Source organism: Endozoicomonas montiporae CL-33 (genome assembly GCF_001583435.1).
Classification (GTDB): Bacteria; Pseudomonadota; Gammaproteobacteria; order Pseudomonadales; family Endozoicomonadaceae; genus Endozoicomonas_A; species Endozoicomonas_A montiporae.
In genome coordinates, this window is record NZ_CP013251.1 from 587,567 (window position 1) to 611,695 (window position 24,129).

The 24,129-nt window shown below is 46.0% G+C and carries 22 protein-coding genes and 1 pseudogene; 19 read left to right on the plus strand and 4 right to left on the minus strand.

The genetic code is table 11. The features are described from left to right. Positions 1 to 19: 19 nt before the first annotated feature. The gene (locus EZMO1_RS02595) at positions 20 to 889 is read right to left on the minus strand and encodes a FliM/FliN family flagellar motor switch protein (protein ID WP_145912442.1); all 870 of its coding nucleotides are present in this window, start codon (positions 887 to 889) and stop codon (positions 20 to 22) included. 317 nt (positions 890 to 1,206) lie between these two features. Between EZMO1_RS02595 and EZMO1_RS02600 the strand changes: the two genes are divergently transcribed. Both EZMO1_RS02600 and EZMO1_RS02605 read left to right on the plus strand, forming a co-directional pair. Then, positions 1,207 to 2,151: a D-2-hydroxyacid dehydrogenase gene (locus EZMO1_RS02600; RefSeq protein ID WP_034879327.1), complete on the plus strand. Its 945-nt coding sequence runs from the start codon at positions 1,207 to 1,209 to the stop codon at positions 2,149 to 2,151. A 106-nt stretch (positions 2,152 to 2,257) separates the two neighbouring features. Then, positions 2,258 to 3,610, plus strand: coding sequence for a metallophosphoesterase family protein (locus EZMO1_RS02605; protein WP_034879326.1), 1,353 nt, complete (start codon positions 2,258 to 2,260; stop codon positions 3,608 to 3,610). 59 nt (positions 3,611 to 3,669) lie between these two features. Here the strand turns inward: EZMO1_RS02605 and EZMO1_RS02610 are convergent, their stop codons facing one another. Beyond that, complete coding sequence (locus EZMO1_RS02610; protein WP_061509252.1) at positions 3,670 to 4,404, minus strand: hypothetical protein; 735 nt, start codon at positions 4,402 to 4,404, stop codon at positions 3,670 to 3,672. Positions 4,405 to 4,777: 373 nt separating this feature from the next. Here EZMO1_RS02610 and rpsF point away from each other — a divergent pair, with 373 nt between their 5' ends. The 14 genes from rpsF (at position 4,778) to dnaB (ending at position 17,920) form a co-directional block, all read left to right on the plus strand. After that, positions 4,778 to 5,179 (plus strand): 30S ribosomal protein S6, encoded by a 402-nt coding sequence (rpsF, locus tag EZMO1_RS02615; RefSeq protein ID WP_034879324.1) that lies wholly within the window; start codon positions 4,778 to 4,780, stop codon positions 5,177 to 5,179. 47 nt (positions 5,180 to 5,226) lie between these two features. Next, positions 5,227 to 5,451 (plus strand): 30S ribosomal protein S18, encoded by a 225-nt coding sequence (gene rpsR, locus EZMO1_RS02620; protein ID WP_034879323.1) that lies wholly within the window; start codon positions 5,227 to 5,229, stop codon positions 5,449 to 5,451. Between the two features lie 30 nt (positions 5,452 to 5,481). Further along, complete coding sequence (locus EZMO1_RS02625) at positions 5,482 to 6,366, plus strand: YybS family protein (RefSeq protein ID WP_034879322.1); 885 nt, start codon at positions 5,482 to 5,484, stop codon at positions 6,364 to 6,366. A gap of 17 nt (positions 6,367 to 6,383) precedes the next feature. After that, positions 6,384 to 6,830, plus strand: coding sequence for a 50S ribosomal protein L9 (gene rplI / locus EZMO1_RS02630; protein ID WP_034879321.1), 447 nt, complete (start codon positions 6,384 to 6,386; stop codon positions 6,828 to 6,830). Positions 6,831 to 7,027: 197 nt separating this feature from the next. Continuing rightward, positions 7,028 to 9,019 (plus strand): PhoX family protein, encoded by a 1,992-nt coding sequence (locus tag EZMO1_RS02635; protein WP_034879320.1) that lies wholly within the window; start codon positions 7,028 to 7,030, stop codon positions 9,017 to 9,019. A gap of 459 nt (positions 9,020 to 9,478) precedes the next feature. Next, complete coding sequence (locus EZMO1_RS02640) at positions 9,479 to 10,840, plus strand: transposase (protein ID WP_034872820.1); 1,362 nt, start codon at positions 9,479 to 9,481, stop codon at positions 10,838 to 10,840. 185 nt (positions 10,841 to 11,025) lie between these two features. Further along, on the plus strand, positions 11,026 to 11,262 hold the full coding sequence (locus EZMO1_RS26485) for a methyltransferase domain-containing protein (RefSeq protein ID WP_222842181.1): 237 nt from the start codon (positions 11,026 to 11,028) through the stop codon (positions 11,260 to 11,262). Between the two features lie 39 nt (positions 11,263 to 11,301). Continuing rightward, positions 11,302 to 12,059, plus strand: a protein-coding gene (locus EZMO1_RS27940; protein WP_420809906.1) for an IS1 family transposase whose coding sequence is annotated in 2 segments (ribosomal slippage) — positions 11,302 to 11,569 and positions 11,569 to 12,059 — 759 coding nt in all. Because the reading frame shifts where the segments join, the coding sequence is not laid out codon by codon here. Positions 12,060 to 12,131: 72 nt separating this feature from the next. After that, entirely contained in the window at positions 12,132 to 12,380 is a 249-nt protein-coding gene (locus EZMO1_RS27945; RefSeq protein ID WP_420809937.1) for a class I SAM-dependent methyltransferase, read from the plus strand. 46 nt (positions 12,381 to 12,426) lie between these two features. Then, positions 12,427 to 13,534, plus strand: a protein-coding gene (locus EZMO1_RS02660) for an IS3 family transposase (RefSeq protein WP_145912435.1) whose coding sequence is annotated in 2 segments (ribosomal slippage) — positions 12,427 to 12,695 and positions 12,694 to 13,534 — 1,110 coding nt in all. Because the reading frame shifts where the segments join, the coding sequence is not laid out codon by codon here. Positions 13,535 to 13,584: 50 nt separating this feature from the next. Then, positions 13,585 to 13,890 carry a hypothetical protein gene (locus tag EZMO1_RS02665; RefSeq protein WP_145912443.1) on the plus strand — a complete coding sequence of 102 codons (306 nt, stop codon included), beginning with the start codon at positions 13,585 to 13,587 and terminating at the stop codon, positions 13,888 to 13,890. A 129-nt stretch (positions 13,891 to 14,019) separates the two neighbouring features. Then, positions 14,020 to 14,304, plus strand: a complete 285-nt coding sequence (locus EZMO1_RS02670) for a GNAT family N-acetyltransferase (RefSeq protein WP_061509254.1) — start codon at positions 14,020 to 14,022, stop codon at positions 14,302 to 14,304. A gap of 291 nt (positions 14,305 to 14,595) precedes the next feature. Then, entirely contained in the window at positions 14,596 to 14,832 is a 237-nt protein-coding gene (locus EZMO1_RS02675; RefSeq protein ID WP_051790423.1) for a GNAT family N-acetyltransferase, read from the plus strand. 181 nt (positions 14,833 to 15,013) lie between these two features. Beyond that, a complete protein-coding gene (gene dnaB, locus EZMO1_RS02680) occupies positions 15,014 to 17,920 on the plus strand; it encodes a replicative DNA helicase (protein ID WP_051790424.1) in 2,907 nt (968 codons plus the stop codon). 178 nt (positions 17,921 to 18,098) lie between these two features. Here the strand turns inward: dnaB and EZMO1_RS02685 are convergent, their stop codons facing one another. Together EZMO1_RS02685 and EZMO1_RS02690 are read right to left on the minus strand one after the other, a co-directional pair. Next, positions 18,099 to 19,685: a hypothetical protein gene (locus tag EZMO1_RS02685; protein WP_222842182.1), complete on the minus strand. Its 1,587-nt coding sequence runs from the start codon at positions 19,683 to 19,685 to the stop codon at positions 18,099 to 18,101. Positions 19,686 to 19,709: 24 nt separating this feature from the next. Further along, on the minus strand, positions 19,710 to 20,720 hold the full coding sequence (locus EZMO1_RS02690; RefSeq protein ID WP_034878000.1) for a hypothetical protein: 1,011 nt from the start codon (positions 20,718 to 20,720) through the stop codon (positions 19,710 to 19,712). Between the two features lie 256 nt (positions 20,721 to 20,976). Here EZMO1_RS02690 and traF point away from each other — a divergent pair, with 256 nt between their 5' ends. From traF to EZMO1_RS27950, 3 genes and pseudogenes are all read left to right on the plus strand, one after another. Further along, positions 20,977 to 22,122 (plus strand): conjugal transfer protein TraF, encoded by a 1,146-nt coding sequence (gene traF / locus EZMO1_RS02695; protein ID WP_034878001.1) that lies wholly within the window; start codon positions 20,977 to 20,979, stop codon positions 22,120 to 22,122. Positions 22,123 to 22,511: 389 nt separating this feature from the next. Continuing rightward, positions 22,512 to 23,963, plus strand: a complete 1,452-nt coding sequence (locus EZMO1_RS02700; RefSeq protein ID WP_034878002.1) for a DNA-3-methyladenine glycosylase 2 family protein — start codon at positions 22,512 to 22,514, stop codon at positions 23,961 to 23,963. After that, positions 23,960 to 24,124 (plus strand): annotated as a pseudogene (locus EZMO1_RS27950) (hypothetical protein); the annotation flags it as partial. The gene EZMO1_RS02700 and the pseudogene EZMO1_RS27950, both read left to right, overlap by 4 nt. Between the last annotated feature and the right edge of the window lie 5 nt (positions 24,125 to 24,129).

The following is a 24,129-nucleotide window of genomic DNA, read 5'->3' on the forward strand; positions in this document are numbered from 1 at the left end:
TTTCGTTTTTAAACACTGATCAGGCGACACTGGTTTCGCGTGAAATAATGGCTGCGAGCTGGTCGTTGTCCTGTGTCATTATGTCGGCTTCGTAACAAGGTTTTCCTGCAACGGAAAGAATAGTGGCTGATGCATCAGGAAAAGGTAGAAAATCGCCTTTATTCATGGATAACAGTGTTTCCAGAGAGATCTGGTCCATGGCAATACTGGCTGTCAGCATCATTGGCACGCAGGATAATGAACGCTTCAGCTGATTGAGCATGGACGTTGTATTGCGTTTATTGGTTCTGCTTTCTATTGCCTGTTTGAGTATTGTGGTCGGGTACTCGATTTTAATAAAACCAGAGGTTTCATCGATCTGAACCTCAAACAGATCGGTGGCAATATGATCATTTTTCTTGCTATGGATTCTGTAAGCGTCAGAAGCTTCCCGGGCATCTCTGAGCATTTCAATATTAAATTCGCCCACTGACGACATGGACTCTCTCATGTGCTGGAGTAACAGGGTGGTTACACGACCGTACAAACGCCACTCGGCCGAGGTAGGCTGCCTTGATTCTGTCCGGGGGCAAAACTTGTCCAGCTGCCCGCCGAAAATTTTCTCGATCAGCGTCCGAAACAGTTTTTGTTCTATCACAATCAGGCAATAGCTGTTTTTATATTGGTTAACCGATGCCCAGCTTTTGAAACAAAGGTGGTCACTGTCTTCATTCATCGATTTCCACTCTATAGAAGACGATGTATCTACATGAACCAGGCTTTGGGTCAATTCAGCAAGGTCTCTTTCAAGCATTGCCCCGCAGGATTTTACGGCTTTGTTGAAAACTCTTTCGTACTTTTGCAGGCTGTTGCCTGCCATATGCAGATCATAGGGGGTTACAGAGGTCACTCAGAGGGTTCCATGCAGACAGGAATGGGTAGGGAATAAATCAATAGCAATGCATAAATATTACGCTGCCCGCATGATATATTGCTTTTCGTGTGGCTCAATAAGTGGATTTATACACTGTGTATTAAGTCTGTCGAAGCCTTGACGGGGTAACAGGCAGGTTGTCGGGAATGGATTTGTCAGTGTGTGATTTTTTCTAGGTAAAAGTACAGTGTCGTGTTTCTGCGATACGATTGCAGCGCTCTGTAAGTAGTTTTGTATGGGTAATTGCTTACAATAGTGACCATAAAAAAACAGGTTCTCAGGAAGTGTACCTTATGACAGAAAGAGTTAATGCCGTATTGCTGGATAGTGCAACACTGGGGGAAGGCACGGCACTGGATCCGTTTGTTTTCCTGCCGATTGATCTGACGGTTTATGAACAGACGACGACAGAACAGGTGTCTGAGCGTATCGCTAACGCCGATATTGTTTTGACCAATAAAGTGGTTCTTAATGCCGATACACTCCGGCTTGCCAGTCAGTTGAAGTATGTAGGTGTTCTGGCCACCGGTATGAATAATGTAGATCTGGCCGCTGCGTCAGAACAGGGTATAACGGTCAGAAATGTTGCCGGTTACAGTACAGTCAGTGTCGCTCAACATACCATGGCAATGATATTGTCACTGGCGCAGTCGCTGCCTGCTTATCACAGTGATGTGATGAACGGTGTCTGGCAGAAGAGCGAAATGTTCTGCCGCCTTGATCACCCTGTTATGGAGCTGACTGGCAAGAAGCTGTTGATCGTTGGTTATGGTGCTCTCGGGCAGGCAACAGCCAGGCTGGCAGAAGCGTTTGGCATGGATGTGTATAAAGCCAGAGTTCCGGGCTCGGAATCAGCCTCTGATGATCGCATTGAGCTGGATGAGGGCTTAGCCCTTGCTGATGTTGTCAGTCTGCATTGCCCTCTCACGGAAGACACCCGACATCTGATTGATGCCAGACGGTTGTCTCTTATGAAATCTCATGCCTTGCTGATTAACACCGCCCGTGGCGGCATTGTTGATGAGCAGGCACTGGCTGAGGCCTTGCAGACAGGGATTCTTGGTGGTGCGGGTTTCGATGTGCTGACTACAGAGCCTCCTGTCAGTGGCAATCCTCTGTTACAGATATCGTCACCCAACTTTATTCTCACACCGCACTGTGCCTGGGGAAGCCCTGAATCTCGAAACCGGGTTGTCGAACTGGCCGCAGATTATCTCAAAGCCTTTCTTGATCAATAACCATCGTGCCGCCCGGGTGATGACCTGAGCGGCAACGGTCTTTCAAGCCATGCTCTCTTGTGCCGAAACAGAACAGTACGACGGGTACTGAATAAAAGGCACTTCAATGAAATTAGCTGCGGGGCATTTTCTATCAGGGGCTGTAGCTCTAATTCTTTTAATAACTGGTGGTGTTGCTTCTGCTGAAAGTATTGTCAGTTGTCCTGTCGGTATGAAGTATCAGGGGAATACTTGCTATCAGCCCTGTAAGTCGGGTTATGAGGAGGATGGTCTTGTTTGTCGGCAGGGGTGCTCCAGCGGCTTTAGCTGGGATGGCTCTGCCTGCTCGAAACTTTACGGTCTGGTCAGTTATTACCCCGACAGTTACACGCGCTCTACCAGTGTACCTGAAGTGTGTGATTCATCGTCTTTCAGTAAAGCGCTGTCTGCCCCCGGTTCTGCGGAACCATTTACCCTGGTGGTGTCATCCGACAGCCAGTACCCATGGTGGAGTAGAACCGAGGAGAATACGGAAGAAACCAAAAGAAGGGGGGAGCTGACCAACAAACAACAAATCAGGGCGATGAATACTATCACCAACATCACACACGCTTCGGGTGAGCAAACGGTGACAGGAACCTGGCCTGATAACAATAACCTGACGGACTCAAGGCGTGGCAAAGCCATACCCAAACCCAAAGGGGTAATTATTAACGGTGATCTGACGGCTTTCTGGCATGACTGGCAGGTAGAAAAGTATATGGATCTGTACCATCGAAATGACGATGATCCGAATAATCAGGAAAACCTGAAACTGGATTTGTTCCCGGGTCTTGGCAATCACGACTATGCGAATAATGCTAATGATTGCTGGTGGGGGCGGAATCTGGAATACGTTGTGTTAGGAGCGGATGGCTGTGCTAAAAATGCTGCCCACTACATTAAAAAGATGGTCAGTTGTCAGCAGGTGAGTAACTTTCCTTCATCAAAGGTCGTTGCTTTTGATGAAAACAGTCTGGCTTATACCTGGGCTGAGGGGCAATACTACTTTATCCAGCTGAATAATTATCCTACCTACTCCTACAGTGACATAGATGTGTCTGCATCGGTGACATGGCTTGGTAACGAATTAAACCGTGCGAAAGCGGCTGGTTATCGCAACGTGTTGCTTATGCACGATTACGGAGAACATATGAGGCAGAGTAACTCGGAATTTATTTCTGCCATTGCAGGTAAAAATGTCGTGGCTATTTTTGCAGGACATGTCCACAGCAGTAACGGCTATGTTGGTAGCGTACCCGGCTATCCGCATATTCCTTTGTTTCGCAGTGGAGCCGCTGAATACAATACATTTTTACTGGCGGAATTTGGTAAGGATTTTATGACCATTGGCGTCGTCAGTAGTCTGGAGGGCAAGCCGACATTTCTTGATCCCCGTTCCAGTCGGAAAATGAAGACTATCCAGTTTTCTTCACCCTGACTGAGCAGAGGGCCAGCTGTGCGCTGGCCCATCCTTACTGATTACAAACTCTGACCTGATTAATACTGAGATGATGGAATGAAATGAGGCTTCCAAACGTCAGTGGCTTCCATATAGGGCGGTGATAAGGATGCTTTTTCATCCTTTGGCCTTGGGCTGTTTTTCTCGGCATCCAGATGCTCGAGCTCCACAACCAGTCCCTCCCAGAAGGGAACGTGATTCTCCAGGTACTCCAGTCTTTCCAGATCTTTGCCTTTGAGTTGTTCGAGGCCGCTGCGATGCCTTTTCCTGAGAGTCTCAAGTTCTTTTCTGCTTGATTTTGCCTCGCAACGAAGACGCTTCTCCGGAGATTTCAAGGTCAGGTACAGGGCGGTTTTTATACCATTATAAATGCCCCCCAGAGCAAAGCCGATCGCACCTCCAATCAGACCCCCTTTGGCTGCCCCTATGGCAGTAGAAACCCCCATGGCCAGGAGGCTGGGTGGGAAACCTATGGTCGCGACAATAGCGGTGGTAAGGCCCATGATTGCACCACCAATGGCACCCAGCTGCATGCCGGTCTTGCCCACTTTGCGTGCTCCTATCCAGGCGCTGTGACAGGCTTCTTTCAGAACGCCTTTGCCTGAAAAGGTAAAGCCCTCCAGAATCTGTTCCCTGCTGCGCCTTACGGTGTGATGCCCCAATTTGCCAGTCATACTAATGTCTTCTGGCACCTCATGATAAGCAGGTAAACCCTCATGGAGATCGACACGGGGATTCCCCGTGTTGTTTGTATCCCTGTATTGTGTGTACATATCAGCCTCCTTGTTTTTGTAGTGCTGGAAGGATTGTATGGGGCTAACTGCTTGAATGGCATAACAAAACCGTAAGTATTGATAACACAACCAAAGTACAGACTGTGTCCGGAATGCTCTAAGGATGTACTCCGGTGAAGCGCAGAAAAGCCTGATGTAGCGAATGCACGTATCTCCCGGTGACCGATCCTGCTTGCAACGATGGTCACAGTTCTCTAAAATTCCCGCTCTTTGTATGCTGGGCTTGGTGTAAAGAGTCATGCTGGCTGTCTTTTCAGTCACTCATGTTCAATACGCTTTCCCAACTCCTTGCCTTACCGCACTTTCTTTTTGAGAGGCGAGCGGAAGGCTTTCAACCCGTAAGGAGCAAATAATGCGTCATTACGAAATTGTTTTCCTGGTTCACCCAGACCAGAGCGAGCAAGTACCAGCGATGGTAGAGCGTTACACCCGCGCTATCTCCGAAAATGGCGGTCAGGTACACCGTCTGGAAGATTGGGGCCGTCGTCAGCTGGCTTACCCAATCAACAAAATCCACAAAGCTCACTATGTTCTGATGAACATTGAGTGTGGCAACGAAATCCTGAGCGAGCTGACTGACAACTTCCGTTACAACGATGCCGTTATCCGTAACATGGTTATTCGTCGTGACGAAGCGATCACTGAAGCTTCTATCATGATGCAGGCTGAAGAGAAGCGTGACCGTCGTGACGACCGTCGCGAAGAGCGTCGTGAAGACGCTGCTCCAGCTGCTGAAGAAGCTCCAGCTGCTTAAGAAGCTGCTGAATAATCATTACTCGCTTAATTTAAGGAGACGTTGTCATGGCACGTTTTTTCCGTCGCAGGAAGTTTTGCCGTTTCACCGCTGAAGGCGTGAAAGAGATCGATTACAAAGATCTGAACACCCTGAAAGCCTATATTTCTGAAACTGGTAAGATCGTACCTAGCCGTATTACCGGTACCAAGGCTCGTTACCAGCGTCAGCTGGCCACTGCTATCAAACGCGCTCGTATGGTAGCTCTGCTGCCATTCACCGATCGTCACTGATATCCGGTAATTGGAACTAAGGTATAGCTAATGCGTGGACTGGCAAATTATGCAATGCGTGGCCCGAAACAGGCTCTGTTTATGGCCGTGTTGTTTGCCAGCATCCCAATGTTGTTCTGGCTCAGTTCGGCCATCATTGCCCTGGTCATACTGCGACGCGGTATTGACCATGGTTTGAAGGTGCTGATGTGGGCTCTGCTTCCGGCGATAGGCTGGGCAGCTGCTGGTCAGTTCAACGTATTGACAGGTCTGTTGGCGACAACGCTACTGGCCTGTACATTACGCCAGACGGTTTCCTGGCCGAAGACACTCCTGGCGCTGGTTCCGGTAGGAGGAGCAATAGCTCTTTCGCTGTTCCAGCTGGCACCGCAGCAAATCGCTCTGCTTTCCGAGGCAGTCATGAGTCTTCTTGTGAAGATTCTGCCGGAGCAGGGTGCAAAGAGCACGGTCGACATAGGAACTCAGCTGAAACCGTTAGTTGAGTACGGTGTGATAGGAATGCTTGCCTGGTTTACCTTGGTAAGCGGTGTGTTGTCGCTGGTGCTGGCGCGAGCCTGGCAGTCAGTTTTGTACAACCCCGGCGGATTTGGTAACGAATTCCGCCGTGTCATTCTGCCACCTGTTGCCAGCATCGTATTGCTGGCCCTGACTCTGGGAGGATCGGCACTGTCACCTGTGTTGACAGCACTGATTCCAATAGCTTCGTTGCCACTGTTTATTGCAGGCATCGCCCTGGTACATGGGTTGGTTAACCTGAAACAGCTGGGAAGCTTCTGGCTGGTAGGCATGTATATGTTGCTGATTCTTGTCACGCAACTGGCATACCCGGTTATTGTTTTGACAGCCTGTTTTGACAGCGTATTCGATTTCCGCCGCCGAGCGGCAAACCGGATCGCGCAGAACGGGCCAAAATAAAAGGTAAGAGGTTAGCGATGGACGTTATCCTGCTTGAGAAAATCGCCAATCTGGGCGACCTGGGCGACAAGGTAACCGTTAAATCCGGTTACGGTCGTAACTTCCTGATCCCATTCAGCAAGGCTGTTCCAGCTACTAAAGACAACGTAGCTGCTTTTGAAGCTCGTCGGGCTGAACTGGAAAAGGCTGCTTCCGAGAAGCTGGCTGGTGCTGAGAAGCGCGCAGCTGAAATGTCTGAAATCGAACTGACCCTGACTGCTAAGGCAGGCGACGAAGGCAAGCTGTTCGGTTCTATCGGTCCTCGCGATCTGGCTGAAGCTATCACCTCCGCTGGTGTTACTGTTGCCAAGAGCGAAATCCGTATGGCTGAAGGTCCTATTCGCGCTACTGGCGAATACGACGTTGCCATCCAGCTGCACACTGATGTTGCAGCGACTATCAAGGTATTCATTGAAGCTGAGTAATTTCAGAGTCAATAATATTTGATGAAAAATGCCCGCAGGTTTCTGCGGGCATTTTTTTTAACTGAAAAAAAGTAAACATTTTTTCATCTATTGGTCACCTGTCTGACATATAGCGGGCGTTTAATTAACCCTGTTCTACGAATAATAAAAATTCCAAGCCCAAATTTTTCAAAATAAAAATCAAAAGGTTAAGAACGATGAGCAGGGAAACGTCTGATCCAACGGTTTATAACAAAAGCAATAACCGACCCATGTCGGCAGTGCTGGATACAGAGCTGAGCCGCCGTAGTATTCTGCGTGGAGGGGCCGGACTGGCTGCACTGGGCTTTTTGTCGGGTATGGGACTAACGGGTTGTGAACTCAATGATTTAAAGCTGGGTTTCGACTCGATTCCCGGTGCCAGGCTGGATGCTGTGGCGGTAGCAAATGGTTACAGCGCGCAGGTTCTCGCTCCCTGGGGGACTCCTCTAAATCATCAGGCAAACCCGTGGAAAGACGACGGCACCAATACATCACAGGATCAGCTCAATGCCGTGGGAATGCATCATGATGGCATGCATTTTTTTCCCCTGAATGGCAGCAGCAGAGAAGGCTTGTTGTGTATCAATCACGAATACATTGACCAGAATGCCCTGCACCCTGAAGGTGGCACAGTGGTCAATGGCAAGCGTCCAGCAGAAGAAGTTCGCAAGGAAGTTTATGCTCATGGTGTTTCCGTGGTGCATATCAGATTGATTGATGGTGTTTGGGAGGTGGTGACTGACAGTCCTTATAATCGTCGCATTACTTCAGACACGGAGATGGATGTTACAGGGCCCATAGCAGACAGTGGTTTGCTGGTGACAAAATACACGACCGGTCGCGGTGTTGAGAATATTGCCAGAGGCACAAATAACAACTGTGGCAATGGTTATACACCTTGGGGAACGTATCTTACCTGTGAAGAGAACTGGCCTTTTATCTTTGTGAACACAGGTACTCAGGATGCCGGTCAGGAACGAATGGGGATTCCGACGTCGGGTACCCGTTACGGCTGGGAAACCGCCGAGAATGGTCAGGATGATGAGTTTACCCGCTTCAATCTGACGCCTTCAGGCACTGATGCCACCGAAGATTATCGCAACGAAGCCAATGGGCATGGTTATGTGGTTGAAATCGACCCCTATAACCCGCAATCCCGTGCTGTTAAGCGAACGGCTCTGGGGCGCTTTCGCCATGAAGATGTAACGTTCGGCAAATTGAAAAAGGGTAAGCCTGTCGTGTTTTATACCGGGCATGACGGAAGGTTTGAATACATCTACAAGTTTGTATCTGCTAAACCATGGAATCCTGCCGATGCGCGACGGTTTGACCGGCTGGCTGTGGGTTCGAAGTATATGGACGATGGCATTCTTTATGTCGCCCGGTTCAGTGAAGAAGGTAAAGGTGTCTGGATTCCCTTACTCGAAGATACCCAAACCACCTCTGGACAGACCCTGGGAGAGGTCATTGGCTCGCAGGCTGAGATTATTCTTAACTGCCCATGGGCGGGAGATGCTGTTGGTGCAACGCCAATGGATCGTCCGGAATGGACTGCTGTCGATCCTGATACCGGCCTGGTGTATGTCACTCTGACAAACAACACCCGCCGTACGGAAGTGAATGCAGCCAACCCGAGAAACAACAATAAGTTTGGTCATATTGTTCGCTGGGAAGAAGGTATGACAGCCACAGAATTTAGCTGGGATTTCTTTGTTTTTGGGTCGCCAGCCAATGGTGACGGTGCTACCAACCTGTCTGGACTGACCGAGCTGAACGAATTTGCCAGCCCGGATGGTTTAATCTTTGACAGTCGTGGCATCCTCTGGGTGCAGACTGACAATGGTGCGGATGAAGTGGAAGAAAACACCAACGATCAGATGCTGGCAGTGATTCCATCCCGACTGAAACAAGCGGAATCGGGTGAACCGGATATTGGTGGTGATAATCAGGATCAACTGCGGCGATTTTTTGTGGGTCCAAATGGCTGTGAAGTGACTGGCCTGGCCTTTACGGGGAATAACAAACATTTCTTTGTGAATATTCAGCATCCGTCCAACTGGCCGTACAGTGCGAACGCTGCTGAGGAAACACCTGCGGATGTTAAGGTCAGACCCAGAGCATCTACCGTTGTTATTATGAAGAATGATGGTGGTGAGATTGGTGTGTAACGTTTGCGGCCAAGCCATTGAATAGAAGAGCCCGGCTTTGCAATCAGGTCGGGTTCTTTTCCTCTGCTTTTTTTGAATAATGATTCTTTTGATCATCATTGTTAGCGGTCTACAACAATACTCAAATGATGATGTTAAGTGTTAGTACGAATGGCGGTTTAGGTGCGATTTGTTCTATTTTGGAGGATTGCTAAGAGAAAATTAACATTACCTGCATAAGAATGCTGAAGTTGTTTTATCTTCATGCGTAATAATGGAAAAATTTGTGTTTAACGAATTAAAAAACATTAACTCTCGCCCATTGCCGTTTCAGTACTACACCGCAAAGGAACCAGCAATTCCCGACCTTTATCAAAAGCCCCCAGCTATCAGGCTTTAGAGCGTGATAAAAAAATCTGCAACCGCACAATTGAACGACTATTTTTGACCTTATGCTGCATGATCTGACCGGTTGCAACCATGGCCAAGCCCATTCAAAAAAATTGCACGCACCTGACTGCCAGCCACCTTATTAAAGAGGTTACTGACTGTCTGGTTGACATTCCCGATCACCGACCTAATCACTGCAAGAATGGCATTCCCTTTGGCAACTTTGCCAAGTCCGCTTTTGCCATGATGCAAATGAAAATGCCGTCCATGCTCCGCTTTGATAGCCAAAGGGAAGACCCTGTCCAGGCTCACAATCTGGAAACCCTGTTTGATGTCGTCAATGGCAGAGTTCCCAGTGACACCCGGATGCGAGAAGTACTTGACCAGCTTTCTCCACACTGGTTTCAGAAGCCTTACAAAAAAATCTTCTCACGCTTTCAGCGTTCGGGGCACCTGCAGAAGTTTGAGTTTCACATCGGCCACCTTAAAAACCATTATTTGCTGGCCATTGATGGTACACAAACCTTCTTCTCCGGAAAGCTACACTGCGACGACTGCTGCGTAAAAAATCAGGGCAAAGCCAATGAGGCTTATTATCACCAGCTGATGGGCGGTTGCATTGTCCACCCCGACCAGAAAGTCGTTATACCATTGGCTCCCGAAGCTATTGTACGACAGGATGGTTGTACCAAGAACGACTGTGAAAAGAGTGCCCTTAAGCGCTTTCTTGCCAACGTAAAAAAAGACCACCCCTACCTGAAACTGATTATCGTACTGGATGGCTTGTATGCTGACGGACCAACTATCCGCCTGATCAAGAGTTACGGCTGGCATTACATTATCATTGCGAAAGACGGCAATCACGGCTCGCTGATTGAAGCTGTAGATGAACTGGATAAGCAAGGAAAAGTGGCACGTTGCCTCAAAACTGACCCGGTGACTGGCATCAAGTACTGGTATCGTTTTACTAACGATGTGCCCCTCAACAAGTCTAACCCCGTTGAGCATGTCAACGTGCTGGATTTTGTTGAGACGGACAAAAAAGGTGATCGTCACACCTGGAGTTGGATCACTGACATACCTCTGACAGAAAAGACCATTGAAGCCCTGATGAAAGGAGGACGATGCCGATGGCACATTGAAAACCAAACGTTCAATACCCTGAAGAAACAAGACTACCACCTTGAGCACAACTACGGGCACGGTGAACAGCACCTTGCCACCAATCTGGCTTACCTGACGGTACTGGCCTTTCTGGTTGACCAGCTGCAACAACTGGGCAGCCCGGAGTTTCAAAAAGCCCTGAAAGAACGAACGCGAGGTGTACGAATACATCTGTGGGAGTTGATGAAAGGTTATTTCCAGACCTGGCTGATCAAAACCTGGGAAGGGTTGTTTGATGCCATCATTAGCCGTACCGTCGCGGGAATAGTGCCTTACGACAGTTCATAAAGAATGTGGGGCAGTCTGGTTTCAGGGTTCAAAATTTTTGTTCGTTCAAGATTCGCTGGAAGTGAAGGACACTCCCTGAACGTATTAAATGTTCCTTGCCTACACCAACTTAAACGTCTTAAGACGTATATTCAGCGGGAATAGCTGCAAAGGAACTATGGACTGACGAACATGCATCAAAAAAAATGCTCGAATGTCATTTGAATGAATCAATTGACATTTCATCTAGAAATCATGAGTTTATCAATCGCTCTGTTGACTGGATTGTCTCTCATTTTGGTATTGATTCTAATACAAGCATCATTGATTTTGGCTGCGGCCCAGGATTATATACATCTTTGTTTGCAAAGCATAAAGCCAATGTGACAGGTGTAGATTTTTCGGTAGTGGCACAGTTCTGTGATTCTAGCCCTGTCTGCTAAAATACGACATTCGGCAACTTTGAAAAATGCGGTTTAAAAATGTGCCTTACGCAAGTCCTCTGTACAACATGTGGCAGTAACCAAGTTCGGCCTTTCGGATACAGCACTCATGATGTTCCACGATACTATTGCTGTAATGACAAATGTGAAATCAAAACCTTCATGCTTGAATATCGCTACAAGGCCTGTGAGCCTGGCGTTAAAGAAAAAATCATCGATATGGCAATAAATGGCAGCGGAATCAGGGATACAAGTAAAGTACTCGGAATAAGCAAGACAACAGTAATAAAGACTCTTAAAAAAAAGAAAGCGGTCTGGTAAAGGTCAACCCAAATATTCAAACTATTGATCTCAAGTCAGATGCAATTATTCATGTAGGGCTTGTCTGCCAAGAGGCTGAGCTAGATGAGCAGTGGTCGTATGTTCATGATAAATCGAACCAACGCTGGCTTTGGTATGCTGTTGATCACGCTACAAATACCGTGCTTGCTTATGTTTTCGGAAAACGGAAAGATGAAGTTTTTAAAGAACTCAAAACACTTCTGAAGCCATTTGGTATTAATAAATTTTACACCGATGATTGGGGAGCCTATGAGCGACACCTTGATGAAAACATGCATATTATTGGTAAAGCAAACACTCAGAAGATAGAGCGTAAAAACCTTAATTTTCGGACTTGGATTAAACGGTTGGCCAGAAAGACAATTTGTTTTTCAAAGCTCGAAAAGATGCACGATATTGTTATTGGATTATTGATTAATAAAGTTGAGTTTGGGGTCAATATTCACGCGATATAACAGTTCTGGCCCACTACCGATTTTTCTAACAGATCCATTGAGTATGCAAGAGCAGATGCTGATCAAAAGAGACTGAATATTAATTATCATCAGGATGATTATTTAGAGTTTGAAACTGACAAAAAATTTGACCTTGTTACAATGATTTTTTGTGATTACTGTGCTTTAAGTCCAGAACAAAGAAAATTATTGCTAACCAAAATGAATAAATTCTTGAAGCCAGAGGGTCAAATTCTGATTGATGTTTTTTCATTAAGTCGATTTGATAGCATAAGTGAAGCTACCTCATACTATGATGGACCCCATAAACTGGACAGGTAGCTAAGTTAAGTTTTCTGGCTGTAAGATGACCCTGCAGGAGGGAATCATGACAGCAAAAAGAAAACGACATAAGCCCGAATTTAAGGCACAGGTAGCACTCGAAGCCTACAAGGGCGAAAAGACCATAAACCAGCTGGCAAGCGAACACGAAGTTGCAGCCGTTCAGGTTAGCCAGTGGAAGCGACAGCTACTCCAGGGGGTTCCAGAAGTCTTCGGCAGGGCACGGCCAGAGGTAGATCCAGATGCGCTCACTGCCCCCCTGTATCAGGAGATCGGACGGCTTAAAATGGAGCTGGACTGGTTGAAAAAAAAATCTGGCAATGTCCATTGATGACAAACGGAGATGCATAGACCCGGATCACTCGAAGATCAGCATTCAGCGCCAATGTGAACTGGTTGGGTTAAGCAGGTCAAGCTGGTATTACCAAGCTTCTCCAGCTTTGGAAAGCCCTGAGAATCTGAATCTGATGAGGCTCATTGATGAGCAGTATACACGTACACCGTTTTACGGCAGTCGTAAGATAACTGCATGGCTGAATGAGCAGGGCTTTCCGGTCAACAGGAAGCGTATACAGCGACTTATGAGGCTGATGGGCATACAGGCTGTCGGACCAAAACCGGGCACAAGCCTGAGAAACAAAGAGCATAAGGTTTACCCGTACTTGTTGAACGGCGTTGATATTGTGAGACCCAATCAGGTCTGGAGTACTGATATTACGTACTGCCCGATGCCTCAGGGGTTTATGTATCTGGTTGCCATTATTGACTGGTACAGCCGTTACGTGGTCAGCTGGGAGCTGTCGAACACACTGGATGCAGACTTCTGTATTCATGCGCTGGGTCGAGCTTTGGAACAAGGTGAACCTGATATATTCAACACTGACCAAGGGTGTCAGTTTACCAGTAATGATTTTCTGGCACCTCTTCAGGAACGGGAAATACGTATCAGCATGGACGGGAAAGGGCGAGCACTGGATAACATTTTTGTCGAGAGGCTGTGGCGCTCCGTCAAACATGAATGGCTGTACACGCATGAATTTCAGACTGTTCCAGAGCTTTATACTGGGCTGGATGAATACTTTGAGTTTTACAACACTGAACGATTACACCAGTCGTTGAGTTATAAAACGCCTAAGGCAATTCACTTTGCATGAGGGCTTTGGACCACTGCCAGGACTTAACTTAAATTTGTTGGTTTACTGTCTTGACAGTGGGGTCCACCATATACGACCTGAATTTACTCAACAACTTTTGGTCAGCTGACGAATATTATGCTTTCCTAATCACCTTTAAATATGATCAGGAAAAGGTAACCTTAGATAAATACACGATAATTGAAAAAGAGAGAACACGAGTTGTTTATAACTGGTTGCAGCACTTTTCTAAAGATGTCATCAAAAAAGAGATTGAGGATAGCGGTTTCATAGTCGAAGAATTCTACTCCGATGTTGCAGGTTCAGATTTTTCTACAGAGTCCAGTGAAATAGCTATTGTCGCCAGAAAAAAGTGACGACAGCCAGCAAATGGTTCCAGTTCGATCCGAGGCTTTGCCCCTCCGTCCGATCGCCTTTCGGCGGCGGCTGAACCAGCCTTATACAGATAAACTAAACAGTCAGTCTCTTAAAATTCAGCAGGCAATATGACAGATATCATCGAGACAGAAACCGATCGTCTCTATTTGCGGCAGTGGCAGACTTTAGATTTCAAGCCATTTGCACGATTAAATCCGGATGCCGAGGTGATGGCGTTTTATCCTTCCACTCTCAGTCAAAAAGAAAGTGATGATCTTGCTGTTAATTTCCAGTCTTTGATTGAACAGTGGGGCTGGGGCTTCTGGGCACTTGAACAAAAGGTATCCGGGCATTTTATTGGGTTTACCGGCCTGCATATCCCTACACATCCCAGGGTTTACGCATCAAATTAAAACAATCGTACCTATCTTGTAGAGGCTGAATATTAACGACTACAGATTTTCAAAGTACGACTGTTCGGTTTGGAATTGGTGAAAATCAGGAGATATAAAACCTACTGTCGTTTAAAAATCCTGAGAGTTTGATTATTTCAACTTCTTTTCAACTGTGTGTTAGAGAAAACAACTCCCTAATCGGCATTTGCTAGTTCAGATTGATGCGTAAGCCCTGCTACACATCCGCTCCCGTTTTCTCCCTGTGTAGAGATTGGCTGGCGCTTATCAAGAGCATTCTGGGGTAACGGTTTGGCGACAGAGGCCGCCAATGCCGTACTCGCTGTGGGTTTTAATCAGCTGAACCTTGATGAAATTGTCTCCTTCACCGCCACAATTAACACAAGATCCTCTGCGGTAATGGAGAGGCTACAGATGATTAAAGAGCCCGGTACATTCGAGCATCCGGCGTTGCCAGTCGGTCATAAGTTAAGGGAGCACTGCTTATTTCGGCTGTCAAAGTCACAGTGGTGCAAAAACACGCAATAGCCAGCTGATTTTTTGGCGTTGGTAAAAAAATCAATCTCTTTCTGAGTCAATTCTGCACTTAAGCCTGAGTGGATAGCATTGATTCTTAATATCCTTGAGTGGTCTGACTTGTTCAGTCTGTCTACATAAGCCGAGTTGCGGTATTCTGTAGAGTCAACTGACAACCTGTTTTATTGTGGCCATGCAAAGCACCCTACAAGAAGCTGAATTACCTATTGATGAAGCAACTGTAAGCCTGAAGACCCCACCTCATTCCATCGAGGCGGAACAGTCTGTTCTGGGTGGCCTGCTGCTGGATAACGAAGCCTGGGACAAGGTTGGGGACAAAGTGACGAGTGATGATTTCTACCATCCCCGTCACCGTATTATTTATTCAGCCATGGCCAAGTCTGCCAATGAGAGCCTGCCTTTTGATCCTCTGACACTGGCAGACACTCTGGATCGTCAGGGTGATCTGGATGATGCAGGCGGTATGCTGTACATCACCGAGCTGGTGTCCAGCGTGGCAGGCATTGCCAATATTGAAGCCTATGCCAACATCATTCAGGAGCGCTCGGTACTGCGCAAGCTGATTCAGACCAGCCAGAAAATTGCGGAACGAGCCTATAACCCTGAAGGCCTTAACAGTCAGGATGTACTGGATGAAGCTGAGCGTCTGGTTTTTAACATTGCTGAAGAGCGTCCCAAGACCGGTGGCCCTCAGGGTGTTCGTGAAATTCTCGACAATACCGTCAAGAAAATTGATGAGCTGTTTAATGCCGGTGATGCGATTACAGGTATAACCACTGGCTTTACGGATCTGGATAACATGACGTCGGGTATGCAACCGTCCGATATGGTGATTGTTGCTGCACGTCCGTCTATGGGTAAGTGCATTGTTGCCGGTAGTCGTGTTCTTGATCCTGAAACCGGAGCACTGGTTAAAATCGATGATATTGTTGCCAGAGAGTCCGGTGCATTGCTTTCTTTGGGAAATGATTTTCGTCTGCGCCCTGCTGCGCCCTCGGCTTTTGTTGATGATGGCTTCAAACCGGTATTTAAAGTACAGACTGCTTTGGGGCGTACCATCGAAACAACACTGACCCACCCATTCCTGTCTGCTGATGGCTGGCAGCCACTGGGTAATCTTAATGTGGGTGATGCCGTTGCGATACCAAGGGTTCTGCCTGTTTTTGGTCATGAGAGTCTGCCAGATCACAAACTCCGGTTAATGGCCTATTTCATTGGTGATGGTGGAACAACACAGACATCCCTGCGCTTTACCAATAGTTCTGAGAGTGTACTGGAAGATTTTGTTGCCGCAGTTAATGCCTTTGATGGTGTTAAGTGTGTTCGTATTGAAGATGACAAGCGCACTCCTTCTGTAAGAGTGAGCAGTGATCTGGAGCAGGTTTCAAAAGCGCGTCAGCTGTTTTCGCAAAAACTGTCTTCATTAATGCAGGAAAAAGACATTACCGGGAAAGCTCTGGCGAGTACTCTGGATGTTGCAGAGTCCACCATCAGCTACTGGAAAAACGGTGAAGCGACACCGGCTGAAGAATACGTTCCCGTTCTCTGTCAGACCCTTGACGTCTGTACTAATGAATTATTTCCCTGTGGATATGAGCAGTCCGTCTGGAATGATCAGAATCCATTGACGAAATGGCTGGAAACTCTGGGTCTAAATAACAGGCTGGCACATGAAAAAGCATTGCCTGATGTTGTTTATCAGCTTGAGAAAAGTGATATGGCAATGTTTTTGCGGCATCTGTTTGCCTGTGATGGCAGTGCATTTGTCCAGGGGAACGGTCAGTGTCGTATTTCTTATGCATCATCAAGCTATGAGCTGATTAAGGGCCTGCAGCACCTTTTGTTGCGTTTTGGTATTAATGCCAAAGTAAGGAAAAAAGTAAATGCCTATCAGGGGGAGGGGGCACAGGCAACTTATGAGCTGGAAGTACTGAGTCAGTCTTCTATTCGGGCATTTATTGACAATATTGGTATTTTTGCCAAAGAAGATCGAATTAAAGCGGTTGAAAAAGAGCTTGCAGGAAAAACTGCTCACGACAACAGTGACACTCTGCCGGAGTCTGTTTGTGAGTATATTTTGAAGCTGAAAGGTGATCGCAGCTGGAGAGAAATCTACACCAGTGCCGGTAAAGCCTATCCGGAGAACTACAACCCACATCTGACCGGAGTCAGCCGTCGGAGAATCAGTAGAAAGCGCGCAGCTTTGTTTTCTGAACTGTTCAATGACGATTATCTTCAGCATCTTGCCAGCTCAGATGTTTATTGGGACAAAATTGTTGCCATTGAACCACAGGGTGAGAAGCAGGTGTATGATCTGACCGTGCCGGACACCCATAACTTTGTTGCAGAAGACTTCTGTGTTCATAACACCACGTTCGCGATGAACCTGGTGGAGAATGCTTTGTTGAATACTGACAAAGGCATCATGGTGTTCAGTCTGGAGATGCCCAGTGAGCAGTTGATGATGCGTATGCTGTCGTCGCTTGGTCGAATTAATCAGTCCAAAGTACGTTCCGGTAATCTGGAAGAAGAAGACTGGCCCAAGCTGGTGTCTGCCGTTGAGCGTATCAAGGACAAAAAACTGTTCATTGACGACACTGCCGGCATCAGCCCATCCGAAATGCGTTCCCGTGCCCGCAGGATTGTGAGAGAGCATGGTGAACTGGGCATGATCATGATCGACTATCTGCAGCTGATGCAGATACCCGGTTATGATCAGGGACGAACCAATGAGATTTCTGAAATCTCCCGTTCTCTAAAAGCCATTGCCAAAGAGTTCAATGTACCGGTGATCGCGTTGTCACAGCTAAACCGATCTCTGGAGCAGCGCCCTAACAAACGTCCGGTTAACTCTGACTTGCGTGAATCGGGTGCAATCGAGCAGGATGCTGACGTCATTATGTTTATATATCGGGACGAGGTGTATAACCCCGATACGGAATACAAAGGCGTCGGTGAAATTATTATCGGCAAACAGCGTAATGGTCCTATCGGCTCGGTCAGACTGGCCTTTATCGGGCAGTACACCCGCTTTGAAAACCTGGCGCCTGATGCTTATAACTTTGATGACGATGAATAATACCAATTCCGTCTTCTAAACATGAATTGCGCAGCCAATCCAAACCGCTGGTTCTGCGTCAGAACTCCTCGCAATAGCCAGCTATTACTCGTCGTTCTTCCTTGCCCAGCGATTTGGATTGGCTTGCTCATGGTCATATTTAGAAAACGGAATTGGTATAATCGTCATCAATACTACTTTATCGCTTGGGTCTTCTCTGGATCATAAACAGGGTGCGGCTTAGATTATCCAGTGCTTCAATGATAGGGATTTCTGTTGATGCGCCAAATGCTCCTATTGAAACCAGTATTTTGGTCGGGTCCAAATTATCTATTTCTTCTTCGACCCCTTGTAGTACTGCCACCTGCTGATAACGGGCATTAGGCTGACTGCTGAAGGTTGTAATATGGCAGACTTTTTTCCCTTTGCAAGGAGAGCGTGCCTTCATCCATTCTTTAACTGTTTGTTTGGTGGTGGGGCGTTTTATACTTGATGCACCTATGGGTTTTTCTGGTGTCATGAACGTGTCTGGATGATCCCGATGCTCACTAAGAAAGCGGCAAGATGCCTCCTTGAACTTATCGGTTAGTACAAATGAATAATCTTTTTTGAGTTTGTGATACAGGTAGCTGGTAACGCCTTGTTCTGGTAGGTAGCTGGTAACGACTTGTTTCTGTTTGGGGTGATAGCCACCAATCGAGCGTCTTTTCCGATCAAAATACTGCTCATCATCACACATTTTTCTGACGCCATGAACGATGGCCCGGTAGGCTGTATCTTCTGTTAAGGTGGATAAATGGGTTTTCTGGTGATAGGAAATATCGGTCATGCCGTCTTGATCAATTTCAAACCAGACTGAATCGTAATCCTCGTCTACTTCTCGTACCTGATCGGTCAGCTTGCCGGAATTAACGACTCTATCACAGGTCAGCGTGGTGACTTTGCCCATAACTCTGGATATTGGCTCATAAGGGCGATAGCCATCGTGCTGTTCAGGTATTCCGTAGTTATCATAGAAAGCGATCATTCCAATGAAGCGAATTTGCATTTGTTGAATGCTGCCACCCAGCAAGAGTGAATGATCATTAGAGTGTTGACTAGCACTAGGGATCAGGGTCTGGTACATTTCCAGCTGATGTAGATACTCAACAATCTCTGACTTCATGCCTGTCACTGGATTATGTCGCTCCTTAATTTCTTCACCTTCATCAAGCAGCCATTTTTGTGCTTCCAGTCGCTGCTCCGGGGCTAGGGCAGTGCTGCCTTCCTGATTCTGGGTAAGCAAAACGATTGAAGCTAATCCAAAATAATGACGGGTTATTTTTAGCTTTTCTAACAGATTAATCAGTGAGACATGCTGCGGGATTGAAAATAAATTATGATCAAGGCCCCTGATCAATGCGACTAAACAGGCAGGGCAAGAATTGACAAGATCTATGTCCTTTTTGTGTTGATTGTAATGGTCTTTTTTGTATTGCTCATAAAGCTGTTTTTCATAACCCGAGAACCAGCCTCCTGACTGATTCAATCTGAGCAGGTTTGAGTGACTGGTTAGCGAACGCGAGAGCTTGTTGTAGTAATTGCCACCAAAATTTTCTGCCCATTTCATCACGTAGACATCCGGGTGTAAGACGTCTTCTGAAGCTGTTGCCAGAGCTAGTTGGTACTTTAGAATAAATAAAGAAAAGAACAGGTTTAGACATCTGTGTCTGAAAGATAGGATATAACTGACGTAAAAAGCACCTGCCGTAGAAGCGCAAAAAATAAGTGCATAAAATAACTTCATCTGTTCGGTGCTACCTTTGTTTGTCTAGTGCTGAGTGTTCTGCTGGTATTCGTTTTCCGTGTTGATCCATTCCTTAAAAGCATCCAGGCGATCAGCAATATCATCCGTTTCCAATTGGGCATGAGGCTTCTTATCGTCATAGCATGAATGGTAGAATTTGAAACTTTGGGTCGGTAGTTTATGGCGAACTATCGTTTTTGCCAGTTCACAAAATGGCTGAGGAGTAACCAGTGTCAAATCAGAATAGTTGATAAAGTCGCGTTCATCTGACAGCCCTTTTTCAAACTCAGAGCGAAGGGCTCCAGAATGCAAGCCAATATCAATAGTCTTGATAATGGTCCAGTCTTTGAAGTAATACAAAATGATCTCTTTGGCAAGTTGCCCCTGACTTAGGCGACCATCTCCCTTAAAGGTCTCGTTTAAATATTTTATAAGTCCTGGCTCAAGGCCATTTTCAGCAATATCAAGGCGGGAATAGAACTTAGAATCAGAGGTTATCAATATGATGCTTGTAGGTAATGAGTTCTTGCCAATCTTTCTGTTCATCCATGCTCTAAGGTGAAGAATATGTTTCGACATCGAACCGGGATGAGACGAAACAAAAATCATCAAGTTATGATAGTAAGCTTTTTGCTCAAAGCCAGAATCGTCTATTTGACCACTACTATAAGCACCGAATACAGGTGTATTTCTCAGTGCTTTGTTGGCCGAATCAACCTGTTCCTTAGCTTGTACCGTGTAACTTAATCTTTCTTTATCCCAGCCTGATCTCAGTACGGACAACATATGGCTTACAGAGGAAAAGTCTGTAGATTGCTCGGTGATGGATAGTAAGTCATAAATCGGCTTGCTGTATCTGATAACTTCGGTACTCGCATTAATGGCGCTGAGTTTACTACGAAAGTTTTCGTACAGCTTTGAACTGGTATCCTCGGCATTGTGAGTTGCTAGAGCAACCCTTTGGGCTGCTAACATCAGAAGCAGCACACCAAAAAGATAGCCCAACCATACTATTCGTTGCATCAGCAAACTCATCTATTTTGTTTTATGAATGTTGCTGTAGAAGATAGACCAAAATCTAACGGTTCAAGTGATCGATTAGTTAAAAAGAACCAGTTAATTATTCCTGAAAGAAACTATGAAATTTTCAGTAAATAAGATATTTCAATAAAGTTGAAGGCTTTAATATGAACGAAGTATGAACGCGCAAAATTAATAGTTAACTGGTTGTTATTAATGATTTTTTTGGAAGGTATACTGTAGGCTTTATTGACAGACTCTTTACGTACGAATGTTAAACAAAAAAGGAATTGCACTGGCACTGACAGCAGTAAGTGCTGGTATGGCTTTGTCTGGACAGGCTCAGGCAGACGCCCGTGGATTTGCAATGGGTGGCGCAGGGGTTGCGGCGGGTAGTTATCTGGCGTCTCCGATGTACAATCCCGCTCTGGCCGCAGAGTATGAAGATCGTGATAACTTTGGAATGTTATTACCAACGGCAGGCCTGGGTATTCATGATGGTGATGATCTTTATAACAAGGTCGAAGACTTTGAAGATATCAACAATCAGATCAAGAACGGAGGCAATATTGATGAGTTGGCAGATGAATGGCATCGCTCATTGAAGGCTCTGGATAAAGGTCTTGCGACAATTGATGGTGATCTGGGACTGGTTATTGCGATTCCTAACCGCTATATGAGTATCAATTTCTTTACCAAGGCTAACCTGACACTGCTGGCAACCGCCAATGTAGACGACGATGATCTTATTGGTGATCCGGACCCGGACGATATCAAATCAACGGTTCAGGGACTTGCCGGTGGCACCATGGATATCGGTTTCACCTTTGCCAGAAGTTTTGGTAAATGGTCTGTGGGTCTGGCACCTAAATTTCAACGCCTTTACACACTGAATTACCATGAAAGTGCGGGTGATTTTGATGACGATGAGTTTAAGAAAATCAGCGATGATTACGTTGAAGACTCAACGTTTAACCTGGACTTTGGTATGACCTACAACCCGGGTGAACGAACCCGGATTGGTTTTGCAGCAAAAAACCTGTTCAAGCGAGAGCTTGAAACCAATGTTCAGCGCGGTGGCACTGACACGTATCTGGTGGAGCCCCATTATACGTTAGGTGTTGGATATAGCCGGGGCTGGTTTTCAGCGACGATGGATGCTGATTTGAACAAGCGCCGTCATTTTGCCGGGTCGGACTATAAAACCCAGTTTCTTAGCATTGGTACGGAACTGAATGCTTTTCGCTGGGCGCAGGTTCGGGCAGGTTACCGACACAGTATGACCGACTACAGTGAGGATGTGATAACCGCTGGTTTGGGTTTTAGTCCTTTCGGGCGCTTTGGTCTTGACCTCTCTGCACAGTATGGTTCGGATAGCCGCTATGGTGTGGCAACACAATTGTCATTTACTTTTTAATGTAGGCAGGTGTGTCTGTAACGGTGGCTCTTTGTGAGCCACTGTCACCTGGTTTGTAGTAATTCAAAAGGTAAGTCCTATATTTACGATCAGGTTAATAGCGTGATCGAAAGACTATGCAGAAGCTTTTTTGTGTATAGTCGATGAATAATTAATCATGATATTCATTTTGAGCAAAAGATTTTCCAGCATAAACATTAAAGCTGACGGGTTTAGTGATTTGTTACAGCTAATGATTTTTATTGGAAAGTGAGGAAATCTATTCTTGAATTTTTTTAAGTTAGTGTCCTTTTTGTTGCGTGATCGTATTTTTTTCAACAATAGTCAAACTTATAGAGTGTTTATCGATGATGTCCGAAAATAGCTAGTTATGAGCGACAGGCTGTTTTATGATTGATGTTATGAATGAAGCTGTATATTACAGGGCAATGCAGTCCCGGGATCGTCGGTTTGATGGTAAGTTCTTTGTTGCTGTCAAAACAACGGGAATTTATTGTCGGCCTATATGCCCTGCCAAGCCCAAACAGACTAACGTTGAGTTTTACTCCTCATCTCAAGAGGCAGAGAATGCCGGATATCGGCCCTGTATGCGCTGTAGGCCAGAATGTGCACCATCTTCAGCCGCCTGGCTGGGCAAATCAGCTGTTGTGCAAAGAGCGCTACGGGTTATTTCCAATGGTGAATTCATTTATTCATCGGAAGAAGAATTTGCCAATAAGTTTGGTCTGACAGCAAGGCATTTACGGCGTCTGTTTAAAGAGGAAGTGGGGCGAACTCCCAAGCAATGTGCAGACAGGGCTCGCCTTGATTTTTCACGTAAATTGCTGACTGAAACAAATTTGCCTATTACCGAAGTGGCAACGACATCTGGCTTTTTATCTATACGCCGATTCAATGATGCCTTTAAAAAAAGGTTTCAGCAAACGCCAGGTTTATTCAGAAAAAATGCAAGCGATAAAAATGGAATTATTGATTTTTCTCTGGCGTATCGACCACCATTTGATTGGGATGAACAACTCAACTTTTTCAGGAATCATGCAATAAGTCATCTTGAAATGGTAAATGATCATACTTACGAACGAGTGTTCAGAGTTGGAGAGAGTGTTGGTCATGTCAAAGTAACGCATCAGCCAGAAAATTTATGTTTAAATGCAACCATCACTATGGATGACAATGGTCAGCTATTGTGGGTATCAAAAAAAATTCGCAAGATGTTTGATTTAGACTCTGACCCACTCATGCTTACTGAACGTTTAGCAAAAGACCCAATATTGGATAGTCTCAACAGACAGAGTCCCGGCCTTCGTTTGACAGGTATGTGGGACCCTTTTGAGGCGGCAATTACTACCATTCTTGGGCAGTTAGTATCATTAAAACATGCAAGATTACTGGTTAATCAACTGGTTAGTTCTTATGGTGAGAAAGTTGTCCATCCTGTCGATAAGTCCGATATCAGACTATTTCCTACACCGGAGATTCTGGCTAATTGTGATCTTGCAAGACTGAAAACAACGGGTAAGCGTAAAGAAAGTATAAGGACACTATCGAAGCTGGTCGTATCCGGTGCAATTAATCTGAGCCCTTATCAGTGCACGGAAGTATTGAAGCAGCAGCTGCTCAAGATCCCCGGCATTGGTCCGTGGACGGCAGAATATATTTTACTGAGAGGGTTTAATGATACCGATGCATTTCCTTCTTCCGATCTGGTCATTCGTAGAGCACTTGAAAAGCATAAAGATATAGATCCGGAACAGGTCAGGCCCTGGAGAGGCTACATGGCAGTCCATTTATGGAATCGGTATGCATCGGACTTATCGCGGACAAAAGGCAGTGACGTATGACTCTTTTTCACAAATATCTAAACACCCCCGTCGGTCGCTTTAAGCTGGTAGCGGATCAAGAGCATCTATTGGCTGGTTACTGGGTGCAAAGTGCGGATGACAGATCATCTTTTGATTTGAGCCAGTTAAGTGATGAGCATCCCATACTTAATCGGGCTGGAATTGA

What these genes read in the sequence shown, in the direction of transcription:
- EZMO1_RS02600 (WP_034879327.1), top strand. Translation starts at nt 1,207, where the DNA reads ATGACAGAAAGAGTTAATGCCGTATTGCTGGATAGTGCAACACTGGGG.
- EZMO1_RS02605 (WP_034879326.1), top strand. Translation starts at nt 2,258, where the DNA reads ATGAAATTAGCTGCGGGGCATTTTCTATCAGGGGCTGTAGCTCTAATT.
- EZMO1_RS02610 (WP_061509252.1), bottom strand. Translation starts at nt 4,404, where the DNA reads ATGTACACACAATACAGGGATACAAACAACACGGGGAATCCCCGTGTC.
- rpsF (WP_034879324.1), top strand. Translation starts at nt 4,778, where the DNA reads ATGCGTCATTACGAAATTGTTTTCCTGGTTCACCCAGACCAGAGCGAG.
- rpsR (WP_034879323.1), top strand. Translation starts at nt 5,227, where the DNA reads ATGGCACGTTTTTTCCGTCGCAGGAAGTTTTGCCGTTTCACCGCTGAA.
- EZMO1_RS02625 (WP_034879322.1), top strand. Translation starts at nt 5,482, where the DNA reads ATGCGTGGACTGGCAAATTATGCAATGCGTGGCCCGAAACAGGCTCTG.
- rplI (WP_034879321.1), top strand. Translation starts at nt 6,384, where the DNA reads ATGGACGTTATCCTGCTTGAGAAAATCGCCAATCTGGGCGACCTGGGC.
- EZMO1_RS02635 (WP_034879320.1), top strand. Translation starts at nt 7,028, where the DNA reads ATGAGCAGGGAAACGTCTGATCCAACGGTTTATAACAAAAGCAATAAC.
- EZMO1_RS02640 (WP_034872820.1), top strand. Translation starts at nt 9,479, where the DNA reads ATGGCCAAGCCCATTCAAAAAAATTGCACGCACCTGACTGCCAGCCAC.
- EZMO1_RS26485 (WP_222842181.1), top strand. Translation starts at nt 11,026, where the DNA reads ATGCTCGAATGTCATTTGAATGAATCAATTGACATTTCATCTAGAAAT.
- EZMO1_RS02670 (WP_061509254.1), top strand. Translation starts at nt 14,020, where the DNA reads ATGACAGATATCATCGAGACAGAAACCGATCGTCTCTATTTGCGGCAG.
- dnaB (WP_051790424.1), top strand. Translation starts at nt 15,014, where the DNA reads ATGCAAAGCACCCTACAAGAAGCTGAATTACCTATTGATGAAGCAACT.
- EZMO1_RS02685 (WP_222842182.1), bottom strand. Translation starts at nt 19,685, where the DNA reads ATGAAGTTATTTTATGCACTTATTTTTTGCGCTTCTACGGCAGGTGCT.
- EZMO1_RS02690 (WP_034878000.1), bottom strand. Translation starts at nt 20,720, where the DNA reads ATGAGTTTGCTGATGCAACGAATAGTATGGTTGGGCTATCTTTTTGGT.
- traF (WP_034878001.1), top strand. Translation starts at nt 20,977, where the DNA reads ATGTTAAACAAAAAAGGAATTGCACTGGCACTGACAGCAGTAAGTGCT.
- EZMO1_RS02700 (WP_034878002.1), top strand. Translation starts at nt 22,512, where the DNA reads ATGATTGATGTTATGAATGAAGCTGTATATTACAGGGCAATGCAGTCC.